Here is a 25,622-nt window from a genome sequence, read left to right as displayed (position 1 = left end):
GAGGTACATCCACGCCTTCGAGGCGACGTACCGCCAGACGCACCGCATCTTGCTCAAAGGACGATCCGGAGGTCAGCCATGGACATGGAACTCACTCAAAATTTCTTGCGCGGTAAAAATCCCTGTGCCATGGGTTATCGCTGGTTTGTGCGCAACAACCTGGCCGGCGGCGACTACCAGGCCGCCATGGACACCCAGGTGGCCGCCGGCCGCGTGGAAGACGCGCGCTGGCTGCTGGAGAACTTCGGCTCCACCAACAGCGTGCTGGAGCTCGAGCACCTGGAGGCCGACCACTTCGTCTATGCCGGCACGCTGATCGTGCATGGCGATGTGCGCGTGCCCGGCCAGTTGCTGGTGGGCCGCAGCCTGCAGGCGGGCGGCGGCATACGGGCGGGCAAGCTCGAAGCGGGCGAAGAGATTCAATGCGGCGGCGCCATCTTCGCGGCTGAGCTGCTGCAGGCCGGCGGCAGCATCAAGGCGGCCTGGAGCGTGGAAGTCGAGGGCGAGCTGCGCGCCGAAGACCTGCGCTGCGGCTGGGAGCTGCGCGGCGGCAGCCATGTGAGGCTCAAGGGCAATGCCCATATCGGCCAGGAAGTGCAGGTGCAAGGCGATATGCACTGCGGCAAGGGCCTGAAAGCAGGCGGCGCCATCGAGGTGCAGGGCCTGCTCGATGTCGGTCACGGCATTGCCGGCAACGACGGCATTCTGTGCGGCAACCATATTCAGGCCGGCTGGGGCATCAAGGCCCAGGGCGATATCCGCGCGGCCTGCAGCATCCGCAGTGGCGAGACCCTGCAGGCCGAGGGCGAGATTGCGGCCGGCCCGGGCTACGGCGTGTTTGCCGGCATGAATGTGCAGATGCAGGCCTGGCCCGACTGCGCCTGGGTGCGTGCGCTGAAAAAGCCCGAGGCGCTGATCAGCGGCTTCTGGGAAGGCCGGCCGGCCTTCGCCTAGACGCTGGCCGGGTTACCGGGCAAACAGGCAAAATAGCCGTTTTGACCCAAGGCTGGCGCCCGGCGCCCGCCTGTTGATAAGAGAGTCTGCCCCGTGTTTACCGGCATCATTCAGGCCGTGGCAAAGATTGCCGCGCTGCGCGACCAGGACGGCCTGCGCACTTTCATCATGGAGTTCCCCGAAGGCTTCTGCCAGGATCTGGCCATTGGTGCCAGCGTCTCGCACGACGGCGTCTGCCTGACGGTGACCGAGAACCTCTCGCCCACCAGCGCCAGCTTTGATGTGATGCTGCAAAGCCTGAACATCACCACGCTGGGCAGCTACAAGGCGGGCGACACGCTCAATGTGGAGCGCGCCGCCAGGGATGGTGCCGAGATCGGCGGCCACCCGCTGTCGGGCCATGTGGACTTCACGGCGCCGCTGCTGGAGGTGATGCAGACCGAGACCAACCACAAGATCCGCTTCGGCATTCCCGAGGCCTTCCGCCCCTATGTGTTTGCCAAGGGCTACATCGCCGTCAACGGCGCCAGCCTGACGGTGGCCGAGGTGAATCGCAAGGAGGGCTGGTTCGAGGTCTGGCTGATTCCCGAAACCCTGCGCATGACGGTGTTCGGCGACAAGAAGGTCGGCGATCTGGTCAATATCGAGATCGAACGCAGCACCCAGGTAGTGGTCGATACCGTGCGCGAAACCGTGGAAGCCAGCCTGGGCCGGCTCAAGCCCGTGCTCGAAGCCCTGCTGCAGGAAAAAGGCCTGAGCCTCGACGATTTTGTGGATGTGCCGCAACTGCCCAAGCCATAGTCCCGGATGCGGGGCAAGCGTCAGAGCATCGTCCGGCGCCCACCCCATGCCCTGCTTTCAGAGGACGGGTTTGAAGCGCTTGAGCCGCAGCGCGTTGGAGAGCACAAATACGCTGGAAAGTGCCATGGCTCCGGCCGCAAACACGGGCGACAGCAGCATGCCGTTGAACGGGTAGAGCAGACCCGCCGCCACCGGTATCAGCGCCACGTTGTAGGCAAAGGCCCAGAACAGGTTCTCGCCAATGTTCTTCATCGTGGCCTTGGACAGCGCAATCGCATTCGACACTCCCGAGAGGTCGCCCGACATCAGCACCACATCGGCAGCCTCGATCGCAATATCGGTGCCCGTGCCGATGGCGATGCCCACATCGGCCTCGGCCAGGGCCGGCGCGTCGTTGATGCCGTCGCCCACATAGGCCAGAGTCCCATGCTCGGCCTTGAGACGCTTTACGGTTTCGACCTTGCCGCCCGGCAGGACCTCGGCCACCACCTCGTCAATGCCCAACTGTCTGGCGATTGCCTCGGCCGTGTGGCGGTTGTCGCCGGTAATCATGGCCACCTTCAGGCCCAGCGCATGCAAGGCGTCGATCGCCGGCTTGGTGGTGGGCTTGATCGGATCGGCCACGGCAATCATGGCCGCCACCTTGCCGCCGATGGCGGCATACAGAGGCGTCTTGCCTTCGCTGCCCAGGCGCTCGGCCTCGGCCGCAAAGCCGTCAACACTCAGGCCAAGTTCGCGCATGAAGCGGTCGGCACCAATCTCCACCTGATCGCCCAGCACCACGGCACGCACGCCGAAACCGGTCACCGATGCGAAGTCGCTGATGGATGGAATCTCCAGTCCCTCTGACTTGGCAGCATCGACAATGGCGCGCGCAATCGGGTGCTCGCTACGGTCTTCCACGGCTGCTACCTGTGCCAGAACGACGGCACGTTCAAACCCTTCGGCCAGCACCAGATCGGTGAGTTCGGGGCGACCACGGGTCAGCGTGCCGGTCTTGTCCACCGCCACCACCCTGGCATCCTTGAGCTGCTGCAGCGCCTCGCCCTTGCGCAGCAGCACTCCCATTTGCGCGGCGCGGCCGGTGCTCACCATGATGGAAGTCGGCGTAGCCAGCCCCATGGCACAGGGGCAGGCAATGATGAGCACGGCCACCGCATTGACCAGGGCAAAGCTCAGCGCGGGATCGGGGCCCCAGATCAGCCAGACCACAAAGGTCAGCAGGGCCGCAGCCATGACGGCCGGCACAAACCACATGGTGATCTTGTCCACCAGCGCCTGGATCGGCAGCTTGCTGCCCTGGGCCTGCTCCACCATGCGGATGATCTGCGCCAGCAGCGTGTCTGCCCCCACCTTTGTTGCGCTGAAAGCCAGCGCGCCATTCTGATTGACCGTGCCTCCCACCACTTCGGCGCCCTCGGCCTTCTCGACCGGCACGGGTTCGCCGCTGATCATGGATTCGTCGACAAAGCTGTGGCCTTCGATGACCAGGCCATCGACGGGAATGCGCTCGCCAGGGCGCACTTCGATCACATCGCCGCCGCGCACCTGGGCAATGTCGATTTCCTGCACCACGCCGCCCTTGCGCACGCGCGCAGTCTTGGCCTGCAGCTGCACCAGGCGGCGAATGGCCTCCGAGGTATTGCCCTTGGCACGCGCCTCCAGAAAGCGGCCCAGCAGGATCAGCGCGACGATGACGGCCGCGGCTTCGAAGTACACATTCACGGTGCCTGCGGGCAGCCATTGCGGCACAAAGGTCGCCACCACCGAATAGGCAAATGCCGCCGAGGTGCCCACCGCGACCAGCGAATTCATGTCGGGCGCTGCGCGCAGCAGCGCGGGCACGCCCTTCTCGAAAAAGCGCCGACCCGGCCCGAACAGCACCACGGCCGTCAGCGCGAACTGGATGTACCAGCTGTTCTGCGTGCCGATGGTGCCCGCAATCCAGTGATGAAACGCGGGCACCATGTGAGCGCCCATCTCCAGCACAAACACGGGCAGTGCGAACACGGTCGCAAAGATCAGCGAACGCTTGAGCGACTCGCGCTCCTGCGCCTGGCGCTGGGCTGTGGCGTCCTCGCCAGTCGCGCCAGCGTTGTGCAGCACGGCTTGCGCTTCATAGCCGGCCTTTTCGATCGCTGCAATCAAGCGGCTTACATCCACGTTGCCCTGCAGTTGCACGCTGGCACGCTCGGTCGCCAGATTCACCACTGCACTCTGGACACCGGGCACTTTCTTGAGCGCACGCTCCACACGGCCCACGCAGGACGCACAGGTCATGCCGCCCACCTGCAGATCCACGCTTTGCGCGGGCACCGCGTAGCCCGCTTTTTCAATCGCCGCTACGGCCTGCGGCAAGATGGCTGCAGCCTGCGCCGGATCGGCCACGGTGAGGCTGGCTTTTTCCGTGGCCAGATTGACCACGGCCTCCTGCACGCCGGGCACTTTCTTGAGCGCACGCTCCACCCGGCCCACGCAGGAAGCGCAGGTCATTCCTTCCACAGACAGCTCAAAGGCTCCGCTTTTGGTCAGTGCATTCATCGCGTTCTCCATTCACGTTGAAGGCCACTGTAAAGATTGACATCATGTAAATGTCAAGCGCCCGGCAAGAACCTCTTTCGGCAGGGTGCAAACATGCGGAGTTTGGCTTGTGTGCAGCAAGGCCAGAAAAAACAAAGCGCGACACAGAGGTCGCGCTTTGTGCGGGCCGGGCCGGGCCTGGCGGGGCCTATCGGATATGCGCGATCACGGCACTCAGGGCCTGCGCAGTGCCCGGCTGCACGGCCAGCGTGACGCGACCGCTCTTGTGGGCAGAGACCTGCATCTCCATTTTCATGGCTTCCATCACGGCGATCACATCGCCTTCCTTGACCTCGTCGCCATCGGCGACCTTCCAAGCATGCAGATTGCCGGCAATGGGCGAGATGACCGCATCAGGGTCCACGCTTTGCTGCGCGGCGGCCTGAGCCACGCCCGTCGTCGGCGCAGACAGACCTTGCAGCAGCATGGCGGGCAGGCCCAGCTGCACGCGGCGGCCGTCGATCTCGATGGCGGTGCGCAGCAGGCTGGTGTCGGCCACAGGTTCGGCGCGGGCGGCTGCGGCCAGTGGCTCGGCAAACTCGGTTTCGATCCAGCGGGTGTGGACATTGAAGCCATTCGCTCCCACAAAGTCGGCCTGATTCAGCACGGCCTTGTGAAAGGGCAGCACCGAGGCCACGCCCTCGATGCGGAACTCGGCCAGTGCGCGGCGCGCACGGGCCAGGGCCTGCTCACGCGTGGCCCCCGTGACGATGAGCTTGGCCATCATGGAGTCGAAGGAGCCGGGAATCACCGAGCCGGTTTCGACGCCCGAATCGAGTCGCACACCCGGCCCCGAAGGAGGCGCAAAGCGCGTGATCAGACCCGGTGTGGGCAGAAAGCCGCGCCCCACATCTTCGGCATTGATACGGAACTCGATGGAATGGGCACGCGGCGCCGGTGTCTGCGTGAAAGACAGCGGCAGGCCGTCGGCCACACGCAGCTGCTCCTGCACCAGATCGATGCCCGTGGTTTCCTCGGTCACAGTGTGCTCGACCTGCAAGCGGGTATTGACCTCGAGGAAGGAGATGGCACCATTGCCGCTAAGCAGAAACTCCACGGTGCCGGCGCTGACATAGCCGGCTTGCGCGCAGATAGCCTTCGCCGCGCTGTGAATGCGTTCGCGCTGGGCCTCGGTGATGAAGGGGGCCGGCGCTTCTTCCACCAGCTTCTGGTTGCGGCGCTGCAGCGAGCAATCGCGCGTGCCCAGCACCACCACATTGCCATGCGTGTCGGCAATCACCTGCGCCTCGATATGGCGCGGCTTGTCGAGGAACTGCTCCACAAAGCATTCACCGCGACCGAAAGCCGTCACCGCCTCGCGCACGGCAGAGGCATACAGCTCGGCCACTTCGTCCATGCGCCAGGCGATCTTCATGCCACGGCCACCGCCACCAAAGGCAGCCTTGATGATGATGGGCAGACCATGCTGCTGGGCAAAGGCCAGCACTTCGTCGGCATCCTTGACGGGATCGGGCGTGCCGGCCACCAGCGGCGCTCCGACCTGCAGCGCAATCTTGCGCGCCTCGACCTTGTCGCCCAGCTTGGCAATGGTGTCGGGGCGCGGGCCGATCCAGATCAGACCGGCATCCAGCACGGCCTGCGCAAAGGCTTCGCTCTCGGACAGAAAGCCGTAGCCGGGATGGACGGCGTCGGCCCCCGAACGCCTGGCGATCGCAATCAGCTTGGCGATGTTCAGATAGGTGTCCGCGCTCTTGTCGCCATCGAGGCCGTAGGCTTCATCGGCACGGCGCACATGCAGGGCATCGATATCAGCATCGGCATAGACGGCGACGGATTTCACGCCATAGTCGGCGCAGGCTCGCGCGATGCGCACAGCGATCTCGCCACGGTTGGCAATCAGAACTTTTTTCATCAACTCACTCCTCACTCTGCGGCTGCAGGCACCAGCTCTGCAAAGGCGCGGATGGGGTTAAAACGAATCCAGGCACCTACGGGAATCTGCCCCGCAAGGTCCAGATGATGGGGAGCCACACAGCCGATGACGGGATAGCCGCCGGTCAGGGGGTGGTCGGCCAGAAACAGCACGGGCTGGCCGCTGGCGGGAACCTGGATGGCCCCCAGTGGCGTGCCTTCGCTGGGCAGCTCGCTGGTCACGGCGCGCGTCAGCGCCTGCTCGCCGGCAAGGCGCAAGCCCACGCGATTGGACTGTGGCGTGACCTGCCAGCGCTGGGCAGCCAGCAAGGCTACGGCCTCGGGCGTGAACCAGTCGGTGCGCGGGCCCAGCTCCACATCCAGCACCACCTCGCCGTCCGGGGCCGGCAGCTCCTGCACCGGCAGGGCCAGCTCGGCCACCACGGCATGGGGGGCCGGCAGCACTGCCAGCAACTGGCCGCTGTGCAGGGCGGGCGGGCCGACATGGGCCAGGGTGTCCGTCGAAGCACTGCCCAGCACGGGTGCCACTTCGTAGCCACCGCGCACCGCCACATAGCAGCGGGCACCGGCCACGGGTTGGCCAAGGCTTAGCGTGTCGCCATCGGCCAGCGCAACTGCGGCGCAGCGCGGCGCAGACCAGCGGCGTCCGTCGGCCGTGGTGATGCCAAGAGGAGCGTCCGCGCCGGTCACGGCCACCACGTTCTCGCCCACGCTTTGCAGCGACAGGCCGCCGCCTACCGTCTCCAGCACCGGCAAATGGCTGGCATTGCCGACCAGCCGGTTGGCCGTCTTGAACGCCGCCTGATCCATGGCACCTGAGGCCGACACGCCCTGGCCGGCCTGGCCATGGCGACCCCGGTCCTGGAACAGCGTGAGCAGGCCTGTGGCGCGCACACGCAAGGCACCGGCATTCGCCTCAAGATTCGTAGCTGCTTGCGCATGTTCCTTATTGATTTCAGATATTTTTCTATCTGAAATCGAATTAGGTAGAGCGCTAGCAGCTTCCTTTTGCATAGCAATATCGACAAACTGAACGCGATAGCCGGGCTGCAGCAAGGCCGGCAGATCACGCGCCAGATCCCACATCGCGGCATCGGTCACGCCGATGATCTGCCAGCCGCCGGGGCTGGCCTGTGGATACACCGCGCTGAAGCTGCCGGCCAGCGCCACGGCACCCGCAGGCACCTTGGTGCGTGGCGTGGCCCGGCGCGGCACATTGAAGACGGGGTCGCCGCCGCTCAGATAGGCAAAGCCCGGCGCAAAGCCGGTAAAGGCCACCGACCATTCGCTGCCCGTGTGGCGGCGCACCACCTCTTGGGCGGTGATGCCCAGTATCTGGGCGACTTCAGCCAGATCCTCGCCGTCATAGCGCACGGGAATCTGCACCAGCACGTCCGAGCGCTGCACGCTGCCGCTCAGATCGCAGGCAGCAATGCGCCGCACCAGCTGCGCCGCGCCGATGATATGGGGCGCGAACTGAACCAGAATGGTGCGCGCGGCAGGCACCAGCTCCTGCACGCCTTCTATGGGACTGGCCTGCAAGGCGCCCAGCAGCACCAGCGTCTGCTGCAGGTCGGCCAGCTCCACCAGGATGGCGTGGCGGTTGACGGGCAAAAAGCGCATGGCACTCATGGCGCGGTGTCCACAAAAGAGGTGATCTGCACACCCTCCTGCTCGAAGCGCTGGCGGATGTTGCGCGCAATGGCCACGGCACCGGGGCTGTCGCCATGCACGCAGATGGAGTCGGCCTGCACACGCACCAGAGTGCCGTCCACGGCCTCGATCACGCCCTCACGCACCAGGGTCAACATGCGCTGGGCAATCAGGTTTTCATCGTGCAGCACGGCACCGGGCTCGCGGCGCGAGACCAGGGCACCGCCCGGCGTATAGCCGCGATCGGCAAAGGCCTCGGCCACCACGTTCAGGCCCGCATCGCGGGCCCACTCGATCAGGGGCGCACCTGCCAGCGCCATCAGCACCAGCCTGGGATCGATGGCCTTGATGGCATTGATCACATCCATGGCCTGACGTCTGTCCTGGGCAATGGTGTTGTAGAGCGCGCCGTGCGGCTTGACGTACTGGACGCTGGTACCGGCCGCCTGCGCAAGGCCCTGCAGAGCGCCGATCTGGTAGATCACATCGGCCACCAGATCGCCGCTGGCCACATCCATGTTGCGACGCCCGAAACCCGACAGATCGCGGTAGGCCACATGCGCGCCGACGACCACGCCGCGCGCCTTGGCGGCCTTGAGCGTGGCCAGTATCCCGGCCGCGTCGCCGGCATGAAAGCCGCAAGCCACATTGGCGCTGCTGACGATGTCCAGCATGGCCGCATCGTCGCCCATGCGCCAGGCGCCGAAGCTCTCGCCCAGATCGCTGTTCAAATCCATTTTCATCATTCGTCTCCCGGTCAGCATCAATGCAGCTGACCTGCGTGTTCCAGCAAATCCTGCTGCACCGTCATGGCCGTATGAATGGCAGCGCGGATGCCCTGAATCTGTGTCTCCAGCGCCATGCTGGCCATGCCGGGCTGGCGCGCGGCCTGCTGCGGCAGCGCGGGTATGTGAATAAAGCCCCCGCGCACGCCGGGGCCCGCACGGCGCGACAGCCTGTGCATCAGGGCATAGAACACATGGTTGCAGACAAAAGTGCCCGCCGTGTTCGATACCGAAGCCGGAATGCCCGCGTCCCGCAGATGGCGCACCATGGCCTTGATGGGCAGGGTCGAGAAATAGGCCGCAGGCGCATCGCGCACCACGCTCTGATCGACGGGCTGATGGCCCGCGTTGTCCGGAATGCGGGCATCGTCGATATTGATGGCCACTCGCTCGGGCGTGATTTCCGATCGCCCACCGGCCAGCCCCAGGCTGATGATGAGCGAGGGCTGCAGCCGCGCCAGCGCCTCGTCCAGCGCCTCCATGGCCGCGCCGAACACGCAGGGCAGTTGCACAGCATGCACCACGCCATCCGCGATCAGCTCGCCGTCCAGCGCGCGCGCCACTTCCCACGAGGGGTTGACGCTATCTTTATCGAAGGGCTCAAAGCCGGTCAGCAGGATTCGGTGGGCAGCCTCAGTCATGGCAACTCTCTCTTATCGGAACATCAGCAAGTTGAGCAGGAACACATTCACGATCAGCAGCGTGATGGCCGTGGGAACCTGCGCACGGATGACGGCATTTTTGTCAATTTCCAGCAGTGCTGCGGGCACCAGGTTGAAGTTGGCCGCCATGGGCGTGAGCAAGGTGCCGCAGTAGCCCGACAGCATGCCGACTGCCGCCATCACGGCCGGGTCACCATGGTAGACGCCAACCAGCACGGGCACGCCCACGCCGCCGGTCATCACCGGAAAGGCCGCAAAGCCGTTGCCCATGATGACGGTGAACAGCGCCATGCCGATCACATACACGGCCACGGCCACAAAGCGCACATCCATGTTGATGTAGGTGGTGGTCACATAGGCCACTGCCTTGCCCACGCCGGCATCCGAGAACACCAGACCCAGCATGCCCAGCATCTGCGGCAGCACCAGGGCCCAGCCCAGCGCGTCGATCAGGCGGTGCGACTCGCGCAGGCCCTGCACGGGGGTCTCGCGTGTCATCTTGCAGGCCAGCACCAGCGCAATCACGCAGCCGATGCCCAGACTGACCAGCGTGCTGTTCTTGGGGTCGATCAGGGGAGTGCCGCCAAAGACCAGATGCTTGGCCGACAGCGTGCCCACCATGGTGATCAGCGGGATGGCCAGCGCCGGCACGAACAGCTTGTTGCCCAGGCGCTTGGCGCTTTCCAGGTACTGCGCATCGGTGCGCGGCTGATGCTTGCCGCCCATCACGCCGCCGAAGCCGGCAATCAGGGCCATGACGACCGCGACCGCCCCCACCCATACGGGCGGCAGCAGATCACCGACGAGGAACACCAGCGCGTACAGCGCCCAGAACAGGCCCGCCGAGAAACGGCGCGGGTTGCTGCCGTCGCGCAGCGTCATCAAGGCCGTCACCGCCAGCACCAGGCCGACGAGGTAGTACAGGTATTGAATGGTGATGGTCATGCCTGTTCTCCCTGAGCAGCTTTCTTTTCCGCAGCAATGTCACGCGCCAGTTGCTTGTCCAGGCGGTGCAGGCGCACGGCATGGATGACAAAGGCCGAGACGGCCGTGGGAATGCCCCACAACGCGACATGAATCGGCTCGACCTCAATGCCCGCCTCCTTCAGGAAGGTGGTCATCAGCACGATCGCACCGAAGGCCACGAAGATGTCTTCACCAAAGAACAAGCCCACGTTGTCCGTGGCAGCCGACATGGCACGCAGCTTCTCGCGCACCTTGCCCGACAGCTTGCCGTAGCGGTTTTCGGTCGCGCCTTCGGCCATGGGGGCCAGCAGCGGACGCACCATCTGGGGATGCCCGCCGAGGCTGGTCAGCCCGATGGCTGCCGTGAGCTGACGCGCTGCCAGGTAGACGATCAGCAGGCGACCGGCGGTGGCCGACTTGATGGAGCTGATCCAGTTCTGCGCATGCTGACGCAGGCCATGACGCTCCAGCAGGCCGATCACGGCCAGCGGCAGCAAGATGATGAGCGGCAGATTGCGGGTCTTGATGAAGCCGGTCCCGATGGCGGCCAGAACCTTGTCCAGCGGAAAGCCCGCCGCAAAGGCCGTGCCGATGGCGGTCACGATGACCACCAGCATGGGGTTAAAGCGCAGCGCGAAGCCGGCAATGATGATGAGCACGCCGATCAGCGGCCACAGGTTTACGTCTACAGGCATGGAAGCCTCCGGAAATCACGCCCTGATCCGCTGCGCGGCGGGCTCTACCAAAGACGGGAACGCTATCGGCCCCCGCCCAGCTCTTTCGAAGAAGGTTGATCAGCTCTGTTTCAGATCTGCTTCATTCCTCAAATTGTTGAACAATCTATTTAGATTGATTCCACAAATGAAATTGTTTGCAGAACAAACAGACTTTGTAATAGAGCAAACCCTAGGTCTCACCACTCTTTTGAACTTCTCTGGGTCAACAGAACGATGGCTACACTCTGGCGACAGCCAAAAGGGAATGCCATGAAAGTCGTCGCAGAGGTCCAGAACCTGACCGAACGCATCGCCGAAGAAATACGCAGCCAGCTGGTCAAGGGCGTGCTGAGCCCGGGCCAGCGACTGTCAGAAGCAGCACTCAGCGAAGCGCTGGATATTTCGCGCAACACCTTGCGCGAGGTGTTTCGCATGCTGACCAAGGAAGGTCTGCTGGTACACGAGCCCAACAAGGGCGTATCGGTGGCCGTGCCCAGCATGGCGTCCATCATCGACATCTATCGCGTGCGACGCATGATCGAGTGCCAGGCCCTGGCACAGGCTTACCCCATGCACCCTGCACTGACGCGGATGCGCGAGGCCGTGGAAAGCGGCCAGCGGCACAGCGAGGCCGAGGACTGGTCCGAGGTGGGTACCGCCAATATGGCGTTTCACAAAGCCATCGTGGCCCTGGCAGACAGCGAACGCCTCAACGAGATGTTCTCGCATCTGCTGGCGGAGTTGCGCCTGGCCTTCGGCCTGCTGCGCGACCCGCATTTTCTGCATGCCCCCTATGTGGCCATGAATCTGAAGATTCTGCAGATCTTCGAAGCCGGCAGGCCTGCGGAGGCGGCACAGGAGCTCAGTGCCTACCTGGTGCATTCGGAACGCATCATTCTGGCCGCCTATGCCCGACGTCTGGCAGAGGCGGGGATCAAGGCCCCTTGAGGTATTTTGTTCAACAAAATGGCATTTTCAATAGAAACAAAGCAATAAAGCACCCTACGTTTCTTTGAAACTCGTTGAAATCCCTCATGGATGTTTGTTGAGACAAATGCTACTTTTGGCACAACTCTTGCCTGAGTTCATTTGTCCGCATCTCTTATCCGAGGAGTTCTCATGAAGCGTCGCATCTTCTGCGCCACCGCAACCTTGCTCGCCGGCATCGGCATTGCCGGTCATGCCATGGCACAAACCAAGTGGGATTTCGCCACCGCATACGGGCCTGGAAACTTTCACTCCAAAAACAACGAACTGTTCGTGAAGGATGTGGATGCCGCCACGGGCGGCAAGCTCAAGATCACGCCGCACTTTGGTGCATCGCTGTTCAAGATGCCCGAAATCAAGCGTGCCGTGCAAACCGGCAATGCACAGATGGGCGAATTCTTTCTGGTGAGCTTTCAGAACGAGTCGCAGATCTTCGGTGTCGACGGACTCCCGTTCCTGGTGAGCAACTATGACGACGCCTACAAGCTCTATCAGGCGCAGAAACCCGCGCTGCAAAAGCTGCTGGACAAGCAGGGGCAGGTACTGCTGTATTCCGTGGCCTGGCCTCCCCAGGGGATCTACACCAAAAAGCCCGTCAACTCTGCGGCCGATCTCAAGGGCATGAAGTGGCGCGTCTACTCCCCGACCACCGCCCGCATTGGCGAGCTGATCGGCGCCCAGCCCGTGACCGTGCAGGAGGCCGAGCTGTCCCAGGCTCTGGCTACCGGCGTGGTGGATGGCCTGATCACCTCCAGCGCAACCGGTGCCGACAACAAGCTGTTTGAAAGCCTGAAGTACTACTACAACGTGCAGGCCTGGATTCCCAAGAATGCCGTGACAGTGAGCAAGAAGGCCTTTGGCGCACTGGACAAGAGCACACAGGAGGCCGTGCTCAAGGCCGCTGCCGCCGCCGAGCAGCGCGGTTGGAAAGAGTCCAGGGAAGTGGATGCGCGCTCGATAGCAGCCCTCAAGCAAGGCGGCATGCAGGTCGAGCAGCCCTCCGCCCAGCTCAAGGCAGACCTGGGCAAGATCGGCGCGACCGTGATCAAGGAATGGACGGACAAGGCCGGTGCTGACGGCCAGGCCATTCTCGACGGCTACAAGGCTGGCAAGTAAGGCGCAGATTGCATCTGGCCGCCCGGCCCTGGCATTCGGGGCCGCGCGGCCGATGACCTCATCCGCTCAGGAAGACAAGTATGCGCAAGTTACTCAACGGCCTCTATGACGGCAGTGCCTGGCTTGCCGGCATCGCCATGATCGGCGTGTTGGCGATGGTGCTGCTGACCATCACCAGCCGACTCTTTGGTTTCAGCGCCCCCGGCACCGATGCCTACGCAGGCTACGCCATGGCCGGGGCCGGCTTCATGGCCCTGGCCAGCACCTTGAAGAAAGGTGAACATATCCGCGTCACCCTGCTGCTGGGCGCGCTCAAGGGCAAGGCCTACAAGGTGCTGGAGCTGACCGCCCTTGGCATCGCCACCATTCTTTCGGCCTTTCTGGCTTTCTATTCCACGCGCCTGGTCTGGCAGTCCTGGGAGATCGAAGACATCTCCGTGGGCATCGACGCCACACCGCTGTGGATTCCGCAGATTTTCATGGCTCTGGGCACGATTGTTTTCTGCATCGCGTTCTGCGACGAACTGGTGCTGGAGCTGCTGGGCAAACGCAAGGCGGTAGAGAAGGAGGGAACCCCTCATGAATGAAATCACCGCAAGCATTGCTCTGATCGTGGTGCTGCTGATCCTGCTTGGCGGCGGTGTCTGGGTCGGACTGACTCTGGCAGGCGTTGCCTGGTTCGGCATGGAGTTCTTCACCGCGCGCGCTGCGGGCGATGCCATGGCCATGACCATCTGGAGCTCTGCCAGCAGCTGGACCTTGACGGCTTTGCCGCTGTTTGTCTGGATGGGCGAGATTCTCTACCGCACCAATCTGTCCGAGAGCATGTTCCGCGGTCTGGCACCCTGGGTCAACGCGCTGCCGGGCCGCCTGCTGCACACCAATGTCATCGGCTGCACGATTTTCGCAGCGGTGTCCGGCTCCTCGGCCGCCACCTGCGCCACCGTGGGCAAGATGAATGTGCCCGAGCTGCGCAAACGCGGCTATCCCGAGAGCATGGTGATCGGCTCACTGGGCGGCCCCGCCACACTGGGTCTGCTGATCCCGCCCTCCATCATCTTGATCGTCTATGGCGTGTCGGCCGAGCTGTCGATCTCAAAGCTCTTCATGGCGGGCGTGCTGCCGGGCATCATGCTGGCACTGATGTTCAGCGGCTGGATCATGGTCTGGGCCTTGATGAACCCGGACAAGGTGCCCAAGGCCGACAGCTCCATGAGCTTCAGGCAAAAAGTCTACGAGTCGCGGCACCTGATCCCTGTCGTGCTGCTGATCTCGGGCGTGATTGCCAGCATCTACAGCGGCATCGCCACCGCGACCGAAGCGGCCGGCATCGGCGTGACGGGAGCGCTGATTCTGTCGGCCCTGCAAGGAGCTTTGACCTGGCAGAACTTCAAGGAATCGCTGTTCGGAGCCACCCGTCTGTACTGCATGATTGCGCTGATCCTCGCCGGTGCAGCCTTCATGACCTTGTCCATGGGCTATATCGGCCTGCCACGCCAACTGGCCGAATACGTGGGCAGCCTGAACCTGTCGCCAGCCATGCTGATTGTGGTGCTGGGTCTGTTCTACATTCTCATCGGCTGCTTTCTGGACGGCATCTCCACCATTGTGCTGACCTCCAGCGTGGTTCTGCCCATCATCCAGGCTGCAGGAATCGACCCCCTGTGGTTCGGCATCTTCCTCGTGATCACGGTGGAGACCGCCCAGATCACGCCACCGGTGGGCTTCAACCTGTTTGTGCTCCAGGGCATGACGGGCAAGCAGATCACCTATCTGGCCCGCGTCTGCGCGCCGTACTTCCTGCTGATGGTGCTGGCACTCGTGATACTGTGGTTCTTCCCGCAGATCGTGACCGTGCTGCCCAACAATATGTAAGCAAAATCGCTTGGCACCAACGCCCCGAAAGGGGCGTTTTTCATGGGCGAACCAGGATGGCTGGATGCATGCCAGCCCATGTAGGCGTCAGCTCCGGGATGTGGATGCCGAATCCCGCTGACAGGGTGTTACGGAAAATGCGCACTACGCTGTTAGATTAGTCGGGTTAGCCATCCAGACACATCCAATGAAAGAAAAAATCAACTTCATTGAGAGGGAGCGCCTCTACCGACATGAACTCAAACGCCGCCGCGTGAAGTTTCTGCCCATGCAGGTACTGCGCCGGGTCTTCAAAGCGGCAGGAGTCTAGCCAGCGCTGAAGCCAGCCATCCTCCTGCCATGCCCAAACAAAAAAGCGCTCCCATGGAGCGCTTTTTCGTGGCACGAAGCCATTGGCTTATTCCACCGTGACCGACTTGGCCAGGTTGCGCGGCTTGTCCACATCGGTGCCGCGTGCCACCGCCGTGTGATAGGCCAGCAGCTGAAGCGGCACCACGTGCAGGATGGGGCTCAGCGCACCATAGTTCTCGGGCATGCGAATCACATGCATGCCTTCGCTGCTTTCGATATTGGTCTTGGCATCGGCCAGCACATAGAGAACACCGCCGCGCGCACGCACTTCCTGCATATTGCTCTTGAGCTTTTCCAGCAGTTCGTCGTTGGGAGCCACGGTGACCACAGGCATCTGGCTGTCCACCAGTGCCAGCGGGCCATGCTTGAGCTCGCCGGCGGGATAGGCCTCGGCGTGGATGTAGCTGATTTCCTTGAGCTTGAGCGCACCTTCCAGTGCAATGGGGTAGTGAATGCCGCGACCCAGGAACAGTGCGTTTTCCTTCTTTGCAAAGTCTTCAGCCCAGCTGATGATTTGCGGCTCCAGCGCCAGCACGGATTGCAGGGCCACGGGAAGGTGGCGCATGGCCGTCAGATATTGCTGCTCCTTCTCTTCAGCCAGGCGTCCCTTGGACTGAGCCAGCGCCAGCGTCAGCAGGAACAGGCCTGCAAGCTGTGTCGTGAAGGCCTTGGTCGATGCCACGCCGATCTCCACGCCGGCGCGCGTGATGTAGGCCAGCTCGCACTCGCGCACCATGGCGCTGGTGGCCACATTGCAGATGGTCAGGCTGTGCTTCATGCCCAGGCTCTGGGCATGGCGCAGGGCCGCCAATGTATCGGCGGTCTCGCCCGACTGGCTGATGGTCACGATCAGCGTCTTGGGATCGGGCACGCTGGTGCGATAGCGGTACTCGCTGGCCACCTCCACATTGCAGGGAATGCCGGCGATCGCCTCTATCCAGTACTTGGCCGTGCAGCCGCTGTAATAGCTGGTGCCGCAGGCCAGAATCAGGACCCGATCAATTTCCTTGAATACTCGCCAGGCCGCCGCGCCGGTCTTGCCTTCCGAAGTAACCCCGTCAAACAGCTCGGGGGCAATGTTCTTCAGCCCTTCCAGCGTATCGCCCAAAGCGCGCGGCTGCTCGAAGATTTCCTTCTGCATATAGTGGCGATAAGGGCCCAGTTCGGCTGCGCCGCTGTGCGCCATCACGGTTCTGACCGGCCGCTGCTGCTCTGTCAGGCGCTCGCCGCTCTTGCTGATGACCCAGTAGCGTCCCGGCTGCAGATCGATCAGATCGCCCTCTTCCAGGTACACGATCTGGTCGGTCACACCCGCCAGCGCCATGGCATCGCTGGCCAGGAAATGCTCCGCGCCGTCCTTGCCCACACCCAGAATCAGCGGCGAGCCGGCACGAGCACCCACCACACGGCGAGGTTCGTCCCGGTGCATCACGCCAATCGCATAGGCGCCATGCAGGCGAGCCGTTGCGGCTTGCACGGCGTCGAAAAGATCGCCGTTGTAGAGACTGTCCACCAAGTGAGCAATGACCTCGGTGTCGGTCTGGCTGGCAAATACATAGCCCTTGGCCTGCAGCTCGGCACGCAAGGCTTCGTAGTTCTCGATGATGCCGTTGTGCACCAATGCCACGCGTGCCGGTGCATCGGCATCGGCCACGGGCGAGATGCCGGGACCATGGCTGAAGTGCGGATGGGCATTGCGCACCGCAGGCTCGCCATGAGTGGCCCAGCGGGTATGGGCAATGCCGGTGAAACCTTCCACATGCTCGGTCTTGACCTGCTCCATCAACTCGGCCACGCGGGCTGTAGAGCGCGCGCGCTGCAAGCCCTGGCTCAAGCCGTTGGCATCTGCGGCCTGTACAGCCACACCACAGGAGTCATAACCGCGATACTCGAGTCGCTGCAGACCCTGGACCAGAACCGGAACGATATTGCGATGAGACACCGCAGCAACAATGCCACACATAGAGGTACACCTTAGGTTGTTTGAGCGAGCATGCTAACGGCTGCAATAAAAAATTTTCAATCAATAAAAACAACGAAATGATTGAAAATTTCACCAAATCGGAATATTGATTATTTATTCAATAAAATTCATATAAATGAATGAAAATTCCATCAATCTGGACGATACCGACTTGCAACTGCTACAGCAATTGCAGCTGGATGCCAGCCTGAGCAACCAGGCCCTGGCCCGGCATCTCGAGCTGTCTGCCCCTACCTGCCTGCGCCGGGTCAAGCGCCTGCAGGAGCTGGGCCTGATCGAGAAACAAGTCGCCATTCTGAGCAGCGAACACATCGCCCGCCTCACCGGTCATGGCCTGCAGGCCATTGTGGAAGTCTCGCTGGACCGACAAGACAGCAGCTCACTGCTGCAATTCGAGCACAAAGCAGTGGCCGAACCAGGCGTGCAGCAATGCTGGCGCGTCTCTCCCGGCCCCGACTTCATCCTTGTCATTGCCAGCATCGATATGCCGGCCTACCTGGCATTGAGCCAGAAGCTGTTCACGCAGGATGCCAATGTGCGCAATGTCAAAGCCTTCTTCAGCATCAAGCGAGCCAAATTCAGTACCGCACTGCCCTTGCCCGTCCCCAATCATTAGGGACTTGCACGCCTTTATTTTTGGACCGCCATGTGTGGTGCGGACGCCGCGCAAGCCCCTCAATGATTGATACAAATTGTATTAATTGGATTATTCTCGCAACCTTGACTTAAGCCAACTCCACCAGATGCCCTTGCATCGAGATATTCACCGCCGGACCTACCCTCTACGCGCCTCTTATATGGCACTGGGCGGAGCAGTGGTGGCAGCGAGCCTGTCGTATCTCCCGACCAATCTCGCCTGGTGGGCATTCACTGCGGTCAGTGCGCTGCTATGGCCGCATATTGCGTTTTTGCATTCGAGCCGGCAACAGGATCAGTTCCATGCGGAGTATTTCAATTCTCTGATAGATGCGCTGATCGTCGGCTGCTGGATTTCTCTGATGCACTGGGGCCTGCTGCCCAGCATCTGCATTCTGGCCATCGGCGTGGCCGACCGCTTCTATACCGGTTTGAAGCGCCGCTGGCTGCCTTCCCTGATCGCGCTGCTGTGCGGCATGCTGTTCATGGGCATCGCCATAACGCCCACCCCGCAATGGGACGCACCACTGGCGGTGCAGCTCAGCCTGCTGCCGCTGATCATTTTGCACAGCGCCTATGCCAGCTGGTCCAACAGCCGGATGCTCAAGGCTCTGGCCAGGCAGAACCTGCAGCTCAAGTTATTGGGGCGCATTGATCCGCTGACCACGGTATACAGCCGCGATTACTGGTGGAAGAAAGCCCGTGTCGCGCTGCACCAGCACCGCACCGTCAAGGAGCAGACCTGCCTGCTGGTGATTGACATTGACCGGTTCAAAAGCGTGAATGATCTGTACGGCCATATTGTGGGCGACGATGTTTTGAAAATGATCGGGCTGGCGATTAGAAGCAGCCTGCGCAACAACGATATTGCAGGGCGCTACGGTGGCGATGAATTCACCGTGCTTTGCAAGCACACCACGGCCAAGGAGGCATATTCGGTCGCCATGCGTATTTGCGAAAAAATTGCTCAGATACGCATTCGCGAATATCCACAGCTGCACCTCAGTGCGAGTATCGGCGTTGCGGCCGCCGATCACAGTTTTGGCTCGGTGACCGAGTGGATCAAAGCGGCCGACAGTGCGCTTTACAGCGCCAAGAGCGGCGGGCGCGACCAGGTGATGGATGCCACGCAGCAACCCGAGCGGCAGCACAGTCCCTCGACCATGCCCATGCGAGCGGAATCCACGCGAATCAGCCCATCGAGCGCCGGGCAGGAAAACCTGGACCGCGACGTGGTCTGAGCACTCAGGGCAGGCAGGTTGGCCAGTGCATCTGCAACTGGCATCCCGCATTGGGCCGGGCCTGGATTTCCGCCTCGCCACCATGGCGACGACATATATCGCGCACCAGTGCCAGACCGACACCGAGGCCCTCGAACTCGGCCTCGCGATGCATGCGCTGAAAGACGCCAAACAGCTTGCCCGCGCGCGCCTGCTCGAAGCCGACTCCGTTGTCCGTCACCGAGATGCAGCAACCGCCTTGCCCGTCGCGCTGCACATCGACCTGAATGCGCGCCAGAGACATGGTGCGCGTGAACTTGACGGCATTGGCGAGAGCCGCAGTCAAAGCCTGCTCCAGCAGATGAGGATCGGCCAGCAACATGGGCGCTGCAGCAGGCAGACACCACTCGATGCTTCGGACTTCCGAGCCAGCCTGCAAACGCTGCCGAATACCGGGCAGCAAGGCCTGCAAGTCCACGGGCTGCGGCCGCAGCACATGCATCTGAGCCCGATTCAGCTGCAGCAAACCGTCGAACATGGCCGCCATGCGCTGGGCAGACTGGTCCATGGTCTGCAAAAAGCTGCGCGCTTCCTCCAGGTCCTCGACACCAGGGCTGGGGGACTGCAGCAACTCGGCAACCAGCGGATTGAAAGCCAGCAGATGGCGCAGCGGCGCCCGCAAATCATGCGAGACGGCATGCATCCATTCCTGCTGGGCCGTGCGCAAGGCGGCCAGCTCGGCCTCGCGCCTGGCCAGCAGCGCCAGCGCCTCGTCCAGGGACTGAGGCGCCAGGCGCTCCAAAGCTTGCTGCACTTGTTCCATCAGGCTTTGGGCAGTTTCTCAGGGCGCTTCCAGTTGCGGATGCTGACCTGCCTGCCACGTCCTACCGTCAACGCTCCTGCCTCCGTATTCTTGGTCACGGTAGAGCCACCGCCCACCGTGCCGCCGGCGGCAATCGTCACCGGAGCCACCAGCACGCAGTTGCTGCCGATATGCACATCGGCCTCGATCACGGTGCGGTGCTTGTTCACGCCGTCATAGTTGGCAGTGATGCTGCCTGCACCATAGTTCACGCGCTCGCCCACCGTGGCGTCGCCCAGATAGGCCAGGTGGTTGGCCTTGGCGCCATCGGCCAGGGTGGAGTTCTTCACTTCCACGAAGTTGCCGATATGCACTTCGCGGCCCAGTCTGGCTCCGGGGCGCAGGCGGGCAAACGGGCCGATCAGCGCGCCCTGGCCCACTTCCACACCGGCCTTCTCGCCATCGATATGCGTGAAGGGGTGGATCACGGCATCCTCGGCAATGCTCACATTGCTGAGATGGCAGTTGGCCCCGATCCTGGCGCCGGCGCCAATCGTCACCTTGCCGGCAAAGATGCAGTTCACGTCGATTTCCACATCCTGGCCGCAGCTCAGGCTGGCCTTGGTGCCGCGAGCATCGTCACGCAGGTCGAAGCGCGCAGGATCGGCCATGCGCACGCCCTGCTCCATCAGCTGGCGCGCCTGGCGCAGCTGGTGGGCGCGCTCCAGCTCGGCCAGTTGCAGCGGACTGTTGACGCCCGCCACCTGCAGTGCATCGGCAATGCGGTGGCCCACCACGGGCACGCCGTCGGCCACGGCCATGGCGACGATATCGGTCAGGTAGTACTCGCCCTGGGCATTGTTGTTGTCGAGCTTGGCAAGCCAGGCCGTCAGATGCCTGGCTGGCACGGCCATGATGCCGCTGTAGATCTCGGTGATGGCACGTTCGGCTTCGCTGGCGTCCTTTTGCTCGACGATGCGCTGTACCGTGCCGGCATCGTTGCGCACGATGCGGCCGTAGCCCGTGGGATCGGCCATGGTCACGGTCAGCAGCGCCATCTTGTCGCTGCCTGCGGCATCGAGCAGACCTTGCAGCGTGTCGGCCTGGGTCAGCGGCACATCACCCGACAGCACCACGACCAGACCATCGTCCTTGAGCGCAGGCACGGCCTGCTGCACGGCATGGCCGGTTCCCAGCTGGGGCTCCTGGCGCACAAACCTCAGATCCATTGCACCATGGGTGCCATCCGCGCCACTCGCGCCATTGGCAGCGGCGATGGCCGCTTCAACTTCTGCAGCACCATGGCCCGTCACCACCACCGCCGAGCGCGCCTTGAGCTGCGCAGCGGTATCCAGCACATGCTGCAACAGGGCACGACCGGCCAGCTTTTGCAGCACCTTGGGATGGCGGCTTTTCATGCGGGTGCCTTTGCCGGCAGCCATGACGACGATGTCCAGAGGTGCAGTCATATTGATTTGTGGGATGAAAACCGCCTGATTATCGACCCATAGCCGTGCTCGGCAACTGCAAGCGCAGGCAACAGTGGCCGCAAACGCCTTATGCTTTGCCTGCCATGCCTCATGCAACCACCAGCCCCACTCCGCTGCTTCGCACCCGCGCCGTCGGCGCAGGCCATCTGCGCGCCTTTGTGGCCGTAGCCCGACACCTGAACTTTCGTGCCGCAGCGAACGAGCTGGCACTGACCCAGTCTGCCGTCAGCCGACAGATCCAGTCGCTGGAAGACGAGGTCGGCATTCCGCTGTTTCTGCGCCATTCGCGCGCCGTGGAACTGACGGGTGCCGGTGCCCAGCTGCTGCATGCCGTGCAACCTGCGCTGGAGTCGATCGACGCCACCGTGCGCCAGATCCGCCAGACTGTGGGCCGCAAGAGCGTGGCCATCACCACCTGGGCCAGCTTTGCCGCCATGTGGCTGATTCCGCGCCTGGAAGCTTTCCAGCGCGCCCATCCCGATATCGACATTCGCATCGACACGGGCGACGCCGTGGTGGATCTGGAGACCACCGATGTGGACCTGGCCATACGCTACAGCGCCGGAGTCTCCGATGCCGCGGCCAAGGCCCTGTTTGGCGAAGAGCTGGTGCTGGTCGCAAGCCCAGCCCTGCTCAAGAGCGGCCCCGCCGTGCGCAGCCCCGCCGATGCGGCCCGCTACACGCTGATTGAAACCGGCGACGTGCACCGCATGCCCCAGCTGGAGTGGCTGAGCTGGCAGCGCTGGTTTGCCGCCAACGGCTGCGACCAGCTGCAGCCGCCGCGCTGGCTGTACTTCAACTACGCCCACCAGATCGTGCAGGCCGCGCTGGCGGGCCAGGGCCTGGCCATCGCGCGCCTGCCGCTGGTGGCCGATGCGCTGGCGGCCGGCACCCTGGTCGAGGTATTGCCAGAGCATCGCCTGGCATCGCCCCTGTCGTACTGGCTGCTGCAAGGCCCGCGCAGCAGCGAACGGCCCGAAGTGCAGGCCTTCTGCCAATGGCTGATGACCGAAGCCCTGCAGACCCGCAGCGCCATGCAAGGCGCGAGCCACAGCGAGCAATAAAAAAGAGAGCTACTCACGCATGATCTGTAACGGTTTCAAATAAAAAATGATTTGAAACGCATATGTATCAAGCGTAAACAGCTCTCATTTTTACCACCCCCTCTTTCGGCAACGCCACAGCGGCAAAGGTCTTGCCCTGTGGCGCGAAACACAAAAGAGGCGAATGGGGCGAATGGGGCAAGACGCCCCAGGGCCCTCAGCTCAGCGTGACACGCGCAAACTTGCGCTTGCCCACTTGCAGCACAAAGGTGCCGGCATCCAGCTTCAGAGCGCGGTCGCTGATGACGTTGCCGTCAACACGCACACCGCCGCCATCGATCAGGCGGTTGGCTTCGCCGGTCGATGCCGCCAGGCCGGCCTGCTTGAGCAGCGCGCCAATGCCGGCGGGCGCACCCGACAGGCTCAGCTCGGGGATGTCGTCGGGGATGCCGCCCTTGGAGCGGTTGATGAAATCCTGCTCGGCCGCATCGGCGGCTTCGGCGCTGTGAAAGCGCGCGGTGATCTCCTTGGCCAGCGCCACCTTGGCATGCTTGGGATTGCCGCCGGCCTCGATCTCGACCTTGAGCGCAGCGATCTCGGCCAGGCTCTTGAAGGACAGCAGGGTGTACCAGTCCCACATCAGCTCGTCCGAGATCGACAGCACCTTGGCGAACATGGTGTTGGCGTCCTCGGTGATGCCGATGTAGTTGTTCTTGGACTTGGACATCTTGTGCACGCCGTCCAGGCCCACCAGCAACGGCATTGTGAGCACACACTGCTGCTCTTGACCATACTCAGCCTGCAGATGACGACCCATCATCAGGTTGAACTTCTGATCGGTGCCGCCCAGCTCCAGATCGGACTTGAGCGCCACCGAGTCATAGCCCTGCAGCAGCGGATAGAGAAACTCGTGCAGGCTGATGGAGCTGCCGTCGGTGAAGCGCGTATGGAAGTCGTTGCGCTCCATCATGCGCGCCACCGTGTACTTGGCCGACAACTGGATCATGCCGCGCGCGCCCAGCTGGTCGCACCACTCGCTGTTGTAGCGCACCTCGGTCCTGGCCGGGTCCAGCACCTTGGCGGCCTGGGTGTAATAGGTCTCGGCGTTGAGCTTGATCTGCTCGGCCGTCAGCGGCGGGCGCGTGGAGTTGCGGCCCGAAGGGTCGCCGATCAGCGTGGTGAAATCGCCGATCAGGAAAATCACCTGATGGCCCAGATCCTGCAACTGGCGCATCTTGTTGAGCACCACGGTATGGCCCAGGTGAATGTCGGGAGCTGTCGGATCCAGACCCAGCTTGATGCGCAGGGGCACGCCGGTGGCTTCGGACCTGGCCAGCTTCTGGACCCACTCGTCCCTCGGCAGCAGCTCATCGACTCCACGCAGAGTGACTTCCAGCGCCTGGTTCACTCTGTCGGTCACGGGAAAACTTGTAACAGCAGATTGATTCATAAGGGTTTTTCGGCAGGCGAGGTAGGACGCGGCCGATATACTTGGAGGTTTGGTGTTACGGTCAATTCTAGACTGCTCCCTCATAAAGACCTCTTTGGATGGACTTATGGCACGGTAGAGCTGCTGGAGACGTGTCAGTCGTAACAAATACCAACTCCACCGACACGCTTTCCCAAGGATTTGATGTTTTGATGACTGGCTTGAAAAATGCCGGCGGTGCCCTGCTTGCACGGCTGACATCGGCTCTGCAAAAACACCCCAAGCGCGCCACGGCGGCGCTGGCGACTGTTTTGCTGACCGGTGGCAGCGGTGCCTTCGCAGTGGCCAGCCTGGGCCCCGACCCCGCCGACCTCCCCGTACGCACACTGACCGAACCCGTCGCCTCCCTGGCCGCCGGCCAGGATCTGGCCGATCTGACGGATCTGCAGTCCTTCTCCCTCTACCGCTCCGAATACACCCGCAGCAACGACACCACCGAGTCGCTGCTGCAGCGCCTTGGCATTGCCGACCCTCAGGCCGCAGCCTTCATGCGCAGCAATGAAGCCGTGCGCCAGAACGTGCTGGGCCGCGCCGGCCGCCTGGTGTCCGCAGAGACCACGCCCGACCAGCAGCTGAGCCAGCTGACCGTGCGCTGGGCCCCCAGCGAAGACGGCAGCTTTCAGCGCCTGACCGTGGAACGCGTGGACGGCAAGCTGCAGTCCAAGATCGAGACCGGCAAGCTCACGGCCAGCCCCCGCCTCGCGGGTGGCGTGATCCGCTCCTCCTTCTTTGCCGCCACGGATGCCTCCGACATTCCCGACAGTGTCTCCATGCAGATGGCCGACATCTTCCAGGGCGAGCTGGACTTCCGCCGTGGCCTGCGCAAGGGCGACCGCTTTGCCGTCGTCTATGAATCGCTGGAAGCCGATGGCGAGCCGCTGCGCGCCGGCCGCGTGCTGAGCACCGAGTTCTACAACAATGGCAAGTCGCATCAGGCCATGTGGTTCCAGGAAGCCGGCAAGAAAGGCGCCTACTACACGCTGGACGGCAAGAGCCTGCGCCAGGCGTATCTGAACTACCCCGTGGAGTTCTCGCGCATCAGCAGCGGTTTTTCCATGCGCGTGCACCCCATCCAGAAAACCTGGCGCGCCCATCTGGGCACCGACTTCGCGGCACCCACGGGCACCAAGGTGCGCACCGTGGGCGACGGCGTCGTGTCCTTTGCCGGCGTACAAAACGGTTACGGCAATGTGATCTTTGTCGATCACGCCAACCAGCACACCACCGTGTATGCCCACCTGAGCCGCATCGACGTCAAGCGCGGTCAACGCGTGGACCAGGGCGACATCATCGGCGCCGTGGGCTCCACGGGCTGGGCCACCGGCCCTCATCTGCACTTCGAGTTCCGCGACAAGGGCGAGCAGCGCGACCCGCTGACCATTGCCCAGATCACCGATGCCGCCCAGCCCATCTCCAAGGCCGCTCGCCCGGCCTTCGAGCAGCAGGCAGCGCAGATGCGCATCGAACTCAACGCCGGCACGCAGGCCTTCGCCGTGGCCAGCGCGCGCTGATCCATCGCCGCGAAACAACCTGAGGGCTGCACATTGCAGCCCTTTTTCATTTCCGCATCAGGATCGTTTGCAGCCACAGCCAGGAAAGCCGCAAACGCTATAGCTAAG

At 62.9% G+C, this 25,622-nt stretch carries 21 protein-coding genes; 10 read left to right on the top strand and 11 right to left on the bottom strand.

What is annotated here, in order from left to right:
- Positions 1-84: 84 nt before the first annotated feature.
- Both AC1RTQ_RS05050 and AC1RTQ_RS05045 read left to right on the top strand, forming a co-directional pair.
- Complete coding sequence (locus tag AC1RTQ_RS05050; RefSeq protein WP_492874586.1) at positions 85-954, top strand: hypothetical protein; 870 nt, start codon at positions 85-87, stop codon at positions 952-954.
- Positions 955-1,047: 93 nt separating this feature from the next.
- The gene (locus tag AC1RTQ_RS05045; RefSeq protein ID WP_003074301.1) at positions 1,048-1,755 is read left to right on the top strand and encodes a riboflavin synthase; all 708 of its coding nucleotides are present in this window, start codon (positions 1,048-1,050) and stop codon (positions 1,753-1,755) included.
- A 57-nt stretch (positions 1,756-1,812) separates the two neighbouring features.
- Here AC1RTQ_RS05045 and AC1RTQ_RS05040 read toward each other — a convergent pair whose 3' ends face one another.
- From AC1RTQ_RS05040 to AC1RTQ_RS05010, 7 genes are all read right to left on the bottom strand, one after another.
- Positions 1,813-4,296: a heavy metal translocating P-type ATPase gene (locus AC1RTQ_RS05040; protein WP_492874585.1), complete on the bottom strand. Its 2,484-nt coding sequence runs from the start codon at positions 4,294-4,296 to the stop codon at positions 1,813-1,815.
- A 187-nt stretch (positions 4,297-4,483) separates the two neighbouring features.
- Positions 4,484-6,208 carry an acetyl/propionyl/methylcrotonyl-CoA carboxylase subunit alpha gene (locus AC1RTQ_RS05035; protein ID WP_492874584.1) on the bottom strand — a complete coding sequence of 575 codons (1,725 nt, stop codon included), beginning with the start codon at positions 6,206-6,208 and terminating at the stop codon, positions 4,484-4,486.
- 11 nt (positions 6,209-6,219) lie between these two features.
- On the bottom strand, positions 6,220-7,851 hold the full coding sequence (locus tag AC1RTQ_RS05030) for a 5-oxoprolinase subunit B/C family protein (protein WP_492874967.1): 1,632 nt from the start codon (positions 7,849-7,851) through the stop codon (positions 6,220-6,222).
- A gap of 5 nt (positions 7,852-7,856) precedes the next feature.
- Complete coding sequence (locus AC1RTQ_RS05025) at positions 7,857-8,624, bottom strand: LamB/YcsF family protein (protein WP_302093147.1); 768 nt, start codon at positions 8,622-8,624, stop codon at positions 7,857-7,859.
- A gap of 20 nt (positions 8,625-8,644) precedes the next feature.
- Complete coding sequence (gene pcp / locus AC1RTQ_RS05020) at positions 8,645-9,307, bottom strand: pyroglutamyl-peptidase I (protein ID WP_492874583.1); 663 nt, start codon at positions 9,305-9,307, stop codon at positions 8,645-8,647.
- A 12-nt stretch (positions 9,308-9,319) separates the two neighbouring features.
- Positions 9,320-10,273, bottom strand: a complete 954-nt coding sequence (locus tag AC1RTQ_RS05015; protein WP_492874582.1) for a DUF979 domain-containing protein — start codon at positions 10,271-10,273, stop codon at positions 9,320-9,322.
- Positions 10,270-10,989 carry a DUF969 domain-containing protein gene (locus AC1RTQ_RS05010; RefSeq protein ID WP_492874581.1) on the bottom strand — a complete coding sequence of 240 codons (720 nt, stop codon included), beginning with the start codon at positions 10,987-10,989 and terminating at the stop codon, positions 10,270-10,272. Before AC1RTQ_RS05010 ends, AC1RTQ_RS05015 begins: the two co-directional genes overlap by 4 nt.
- 291 nt (positions 10,990-11,280) lie before the next feature.
- On the opposite strand from AC1RTQ_RS05010, the gene AC1RTQ_RS05005 reads away from it, so the two are divergent.
- The 4 genes from AC1RTQ_RS05005 (at position 11,281) to AC1RTQ_RS04990 (ending at position 14,988) form a co-directional block, all read left to right on the top strand.
- The gene (locus AC1RTQ_RS05005) at positions 11,281-11,958 is read left to right on the top strand and encodes a GntR family transcriptional regulator (protein ID WP_492874580.1); all 678 of its coding nucleotides are present in this window, start codon (positions 11,281-11,283) and stop codon (positions 11,956-11,958) included.
- A 171-nt stretch (positions 11,959-12,129) separates the two neighbouring features.
- A complete protein-coding gene (locus tag AC1RTQ_RS05000; protein WP_182285590.1) occupies positions 12,130-13,113 on the top strand; it encodes a TRAP transporter substrate-binding protein in 984 nt (327 codons plus the stop codon).
- A gap of 80 nt (positions 13,114-13,193) precedes the next feature.
- Entirely contained in the window at positions 13,194-13,700 is a 507-nt protein-coding gene (locus tag AC1RTQ_RS04995) for a TRAP transporter small permease (RefSeq protein ID WP_304351207.1), read from the top strand.
- Positions 13,693-14,988 (top strand): TRAP transporter large permease, encoded by a 1,296-nt coding sequence (locus tag AC1RTQ_RS04990; RefSeq protein ID WP_492874579.1) that lies wholly within the window; start codon positions 13,693-13,695, stop codon positions 14,986-14,988. The genes AC1RTQ_RS04995 and AC1RTQ_RS04990 overlap by 8 nt, the downstream gene beginning before the upstream one ends.
- Positions 14,989-15,385: 397 nt before the next feature.
- Here the strand turns inward: AC1RTQ_RS04990 and glmS are convergent, their stop codons facing one another.
- A complete protein-coding gene (gene glmS / locus AC1RTQ_RS04985) occupies positions 15,386-17,302 on the bottom strand; it encodes a glutamine--fructose-6-phosphate transaminase (isomerizing) (RefSeq protein WP_492874578.1) in 1,917 nt (638 codons plus the stop codon).
- Between the two features lie 136 nt (positions 17,303-17,438).
- On the opposite strand from glmS, the gene AC1RTQ_RS04980 reads away from it, so the two are divergent.
- Both AC1RTQ_RS04980 and AC1RTQ_RS04975 read left to right on the top strand, forming a co-directional pair.
- On the top strand, positions 17,439-17,939 hold the full coding sequence (locus AC1RTQ_RS04980; RefSeq protein ID WP_492874577.1) for an Lrp/AsnC family transcriptional regulator: 501 nt from the start codon (positions 17,439-17,441) through the stop codon (positions 17,937-17,939).
- Between the two features lie 127 nt (positions 17,940-18,066).
- Entirely contained in the window at positions 18,067-19,200 is a 1,134-nt protein-coding gene (locus AC1RTQ_RS04975) for a sensor domain-containing diguanylate cyclase (RefSeq protein WP_492874576.1), read from the top strand.
- Positions 19,201-19,204: 4 nt separating this feature from the next.
- On the opposite strand, the gene AC1RTQ_RS04970 is transcribed toward AC1RTQ_RS04975, so the two are convergent.
- Positions 19,205-20,002: a sensor histidine kinase gene (locus AC1RTQ_RS04970; protein ID WP_492874575.1), complete on the bottom strand. Its 798-nt coding sequence runs from the start codon at positions 20,000-20,002 to the stop codon at positions 19,205-19,207.
- A complete protein-coding gene (gene glmU, locus AC1RTQ_RS04965; protein WP_302092373.1) occupies positions 20,002-21,450 on the bottom strand; it encodes a bifunctional UDP-N-acetylglucosamine diphosphorylase/glucosamine-1-phosphate N-acetyltransferase GlmU in 1,449 nt (482 codons plus the stop codon). Before glmU ends, AC1RTQ_RS04970 begins: the two co-directional genes overlap by 1 nt.
- 104 nt (positions 21,451-21,554) lie before the next feature.
- On the opposite strand from glmU, the gene AC1RTQ_RS04960 reads away from it, so the two are divergent.
- A complete protein-coding gene (locus AC1RTQ_RS04960) occupies positions 21,555-22,535 on the top strand; it encodes a LysR substrate-binding domain-containing protein (RefSeq protein ID WP_492874574.1) in 981 nt (326 codons plus the stop codon).
- Between the two features lie 196 nt (positions 22,536-22,731).
- Here AC1RTQ_RS04960 and tyrS read toward each other — a convergent pair whose 3' ends face one another.
- Positions 22,732-23,964, bottom strand: a complete 1,233-nt coding sequence (tyrS, locus tag AC1RTQ_RS04955; protein ID WP_492874573.1) for a tyrosine--tRNA ligase — start codon at positions 23,962-23,964, stop codon at positions 22,732-22,734.
- 191 nt (positions 23,965-24,155) lie between these two features.
- Here tyrS and AC1RTQ_RS04950 point away from each other — a divergent pair, with 191 nt between their 5' ends.
- On the top strand, positions 24,156-25,514 hold the full coding sequence (locus AC1RTQ_RS04950) for a M23 family metallopeptidase (RefSeq protein WP_492874572.1): 1,359 nt from the start codon (positions 24,156-24,158) through the stop codon (positions 25,512-25,514).
- Positions 25,515-25,622 lie beyond the last annotated feature (108 nt).

It is taken from the genome of Comamonas sp. GW821-FHT11H03 (assembly GCF_058807955.1).
Note: the sequence above shows the minus strand (reverse complement) of the source record. Positions and strands in the feature narration are given on the sequence as shown.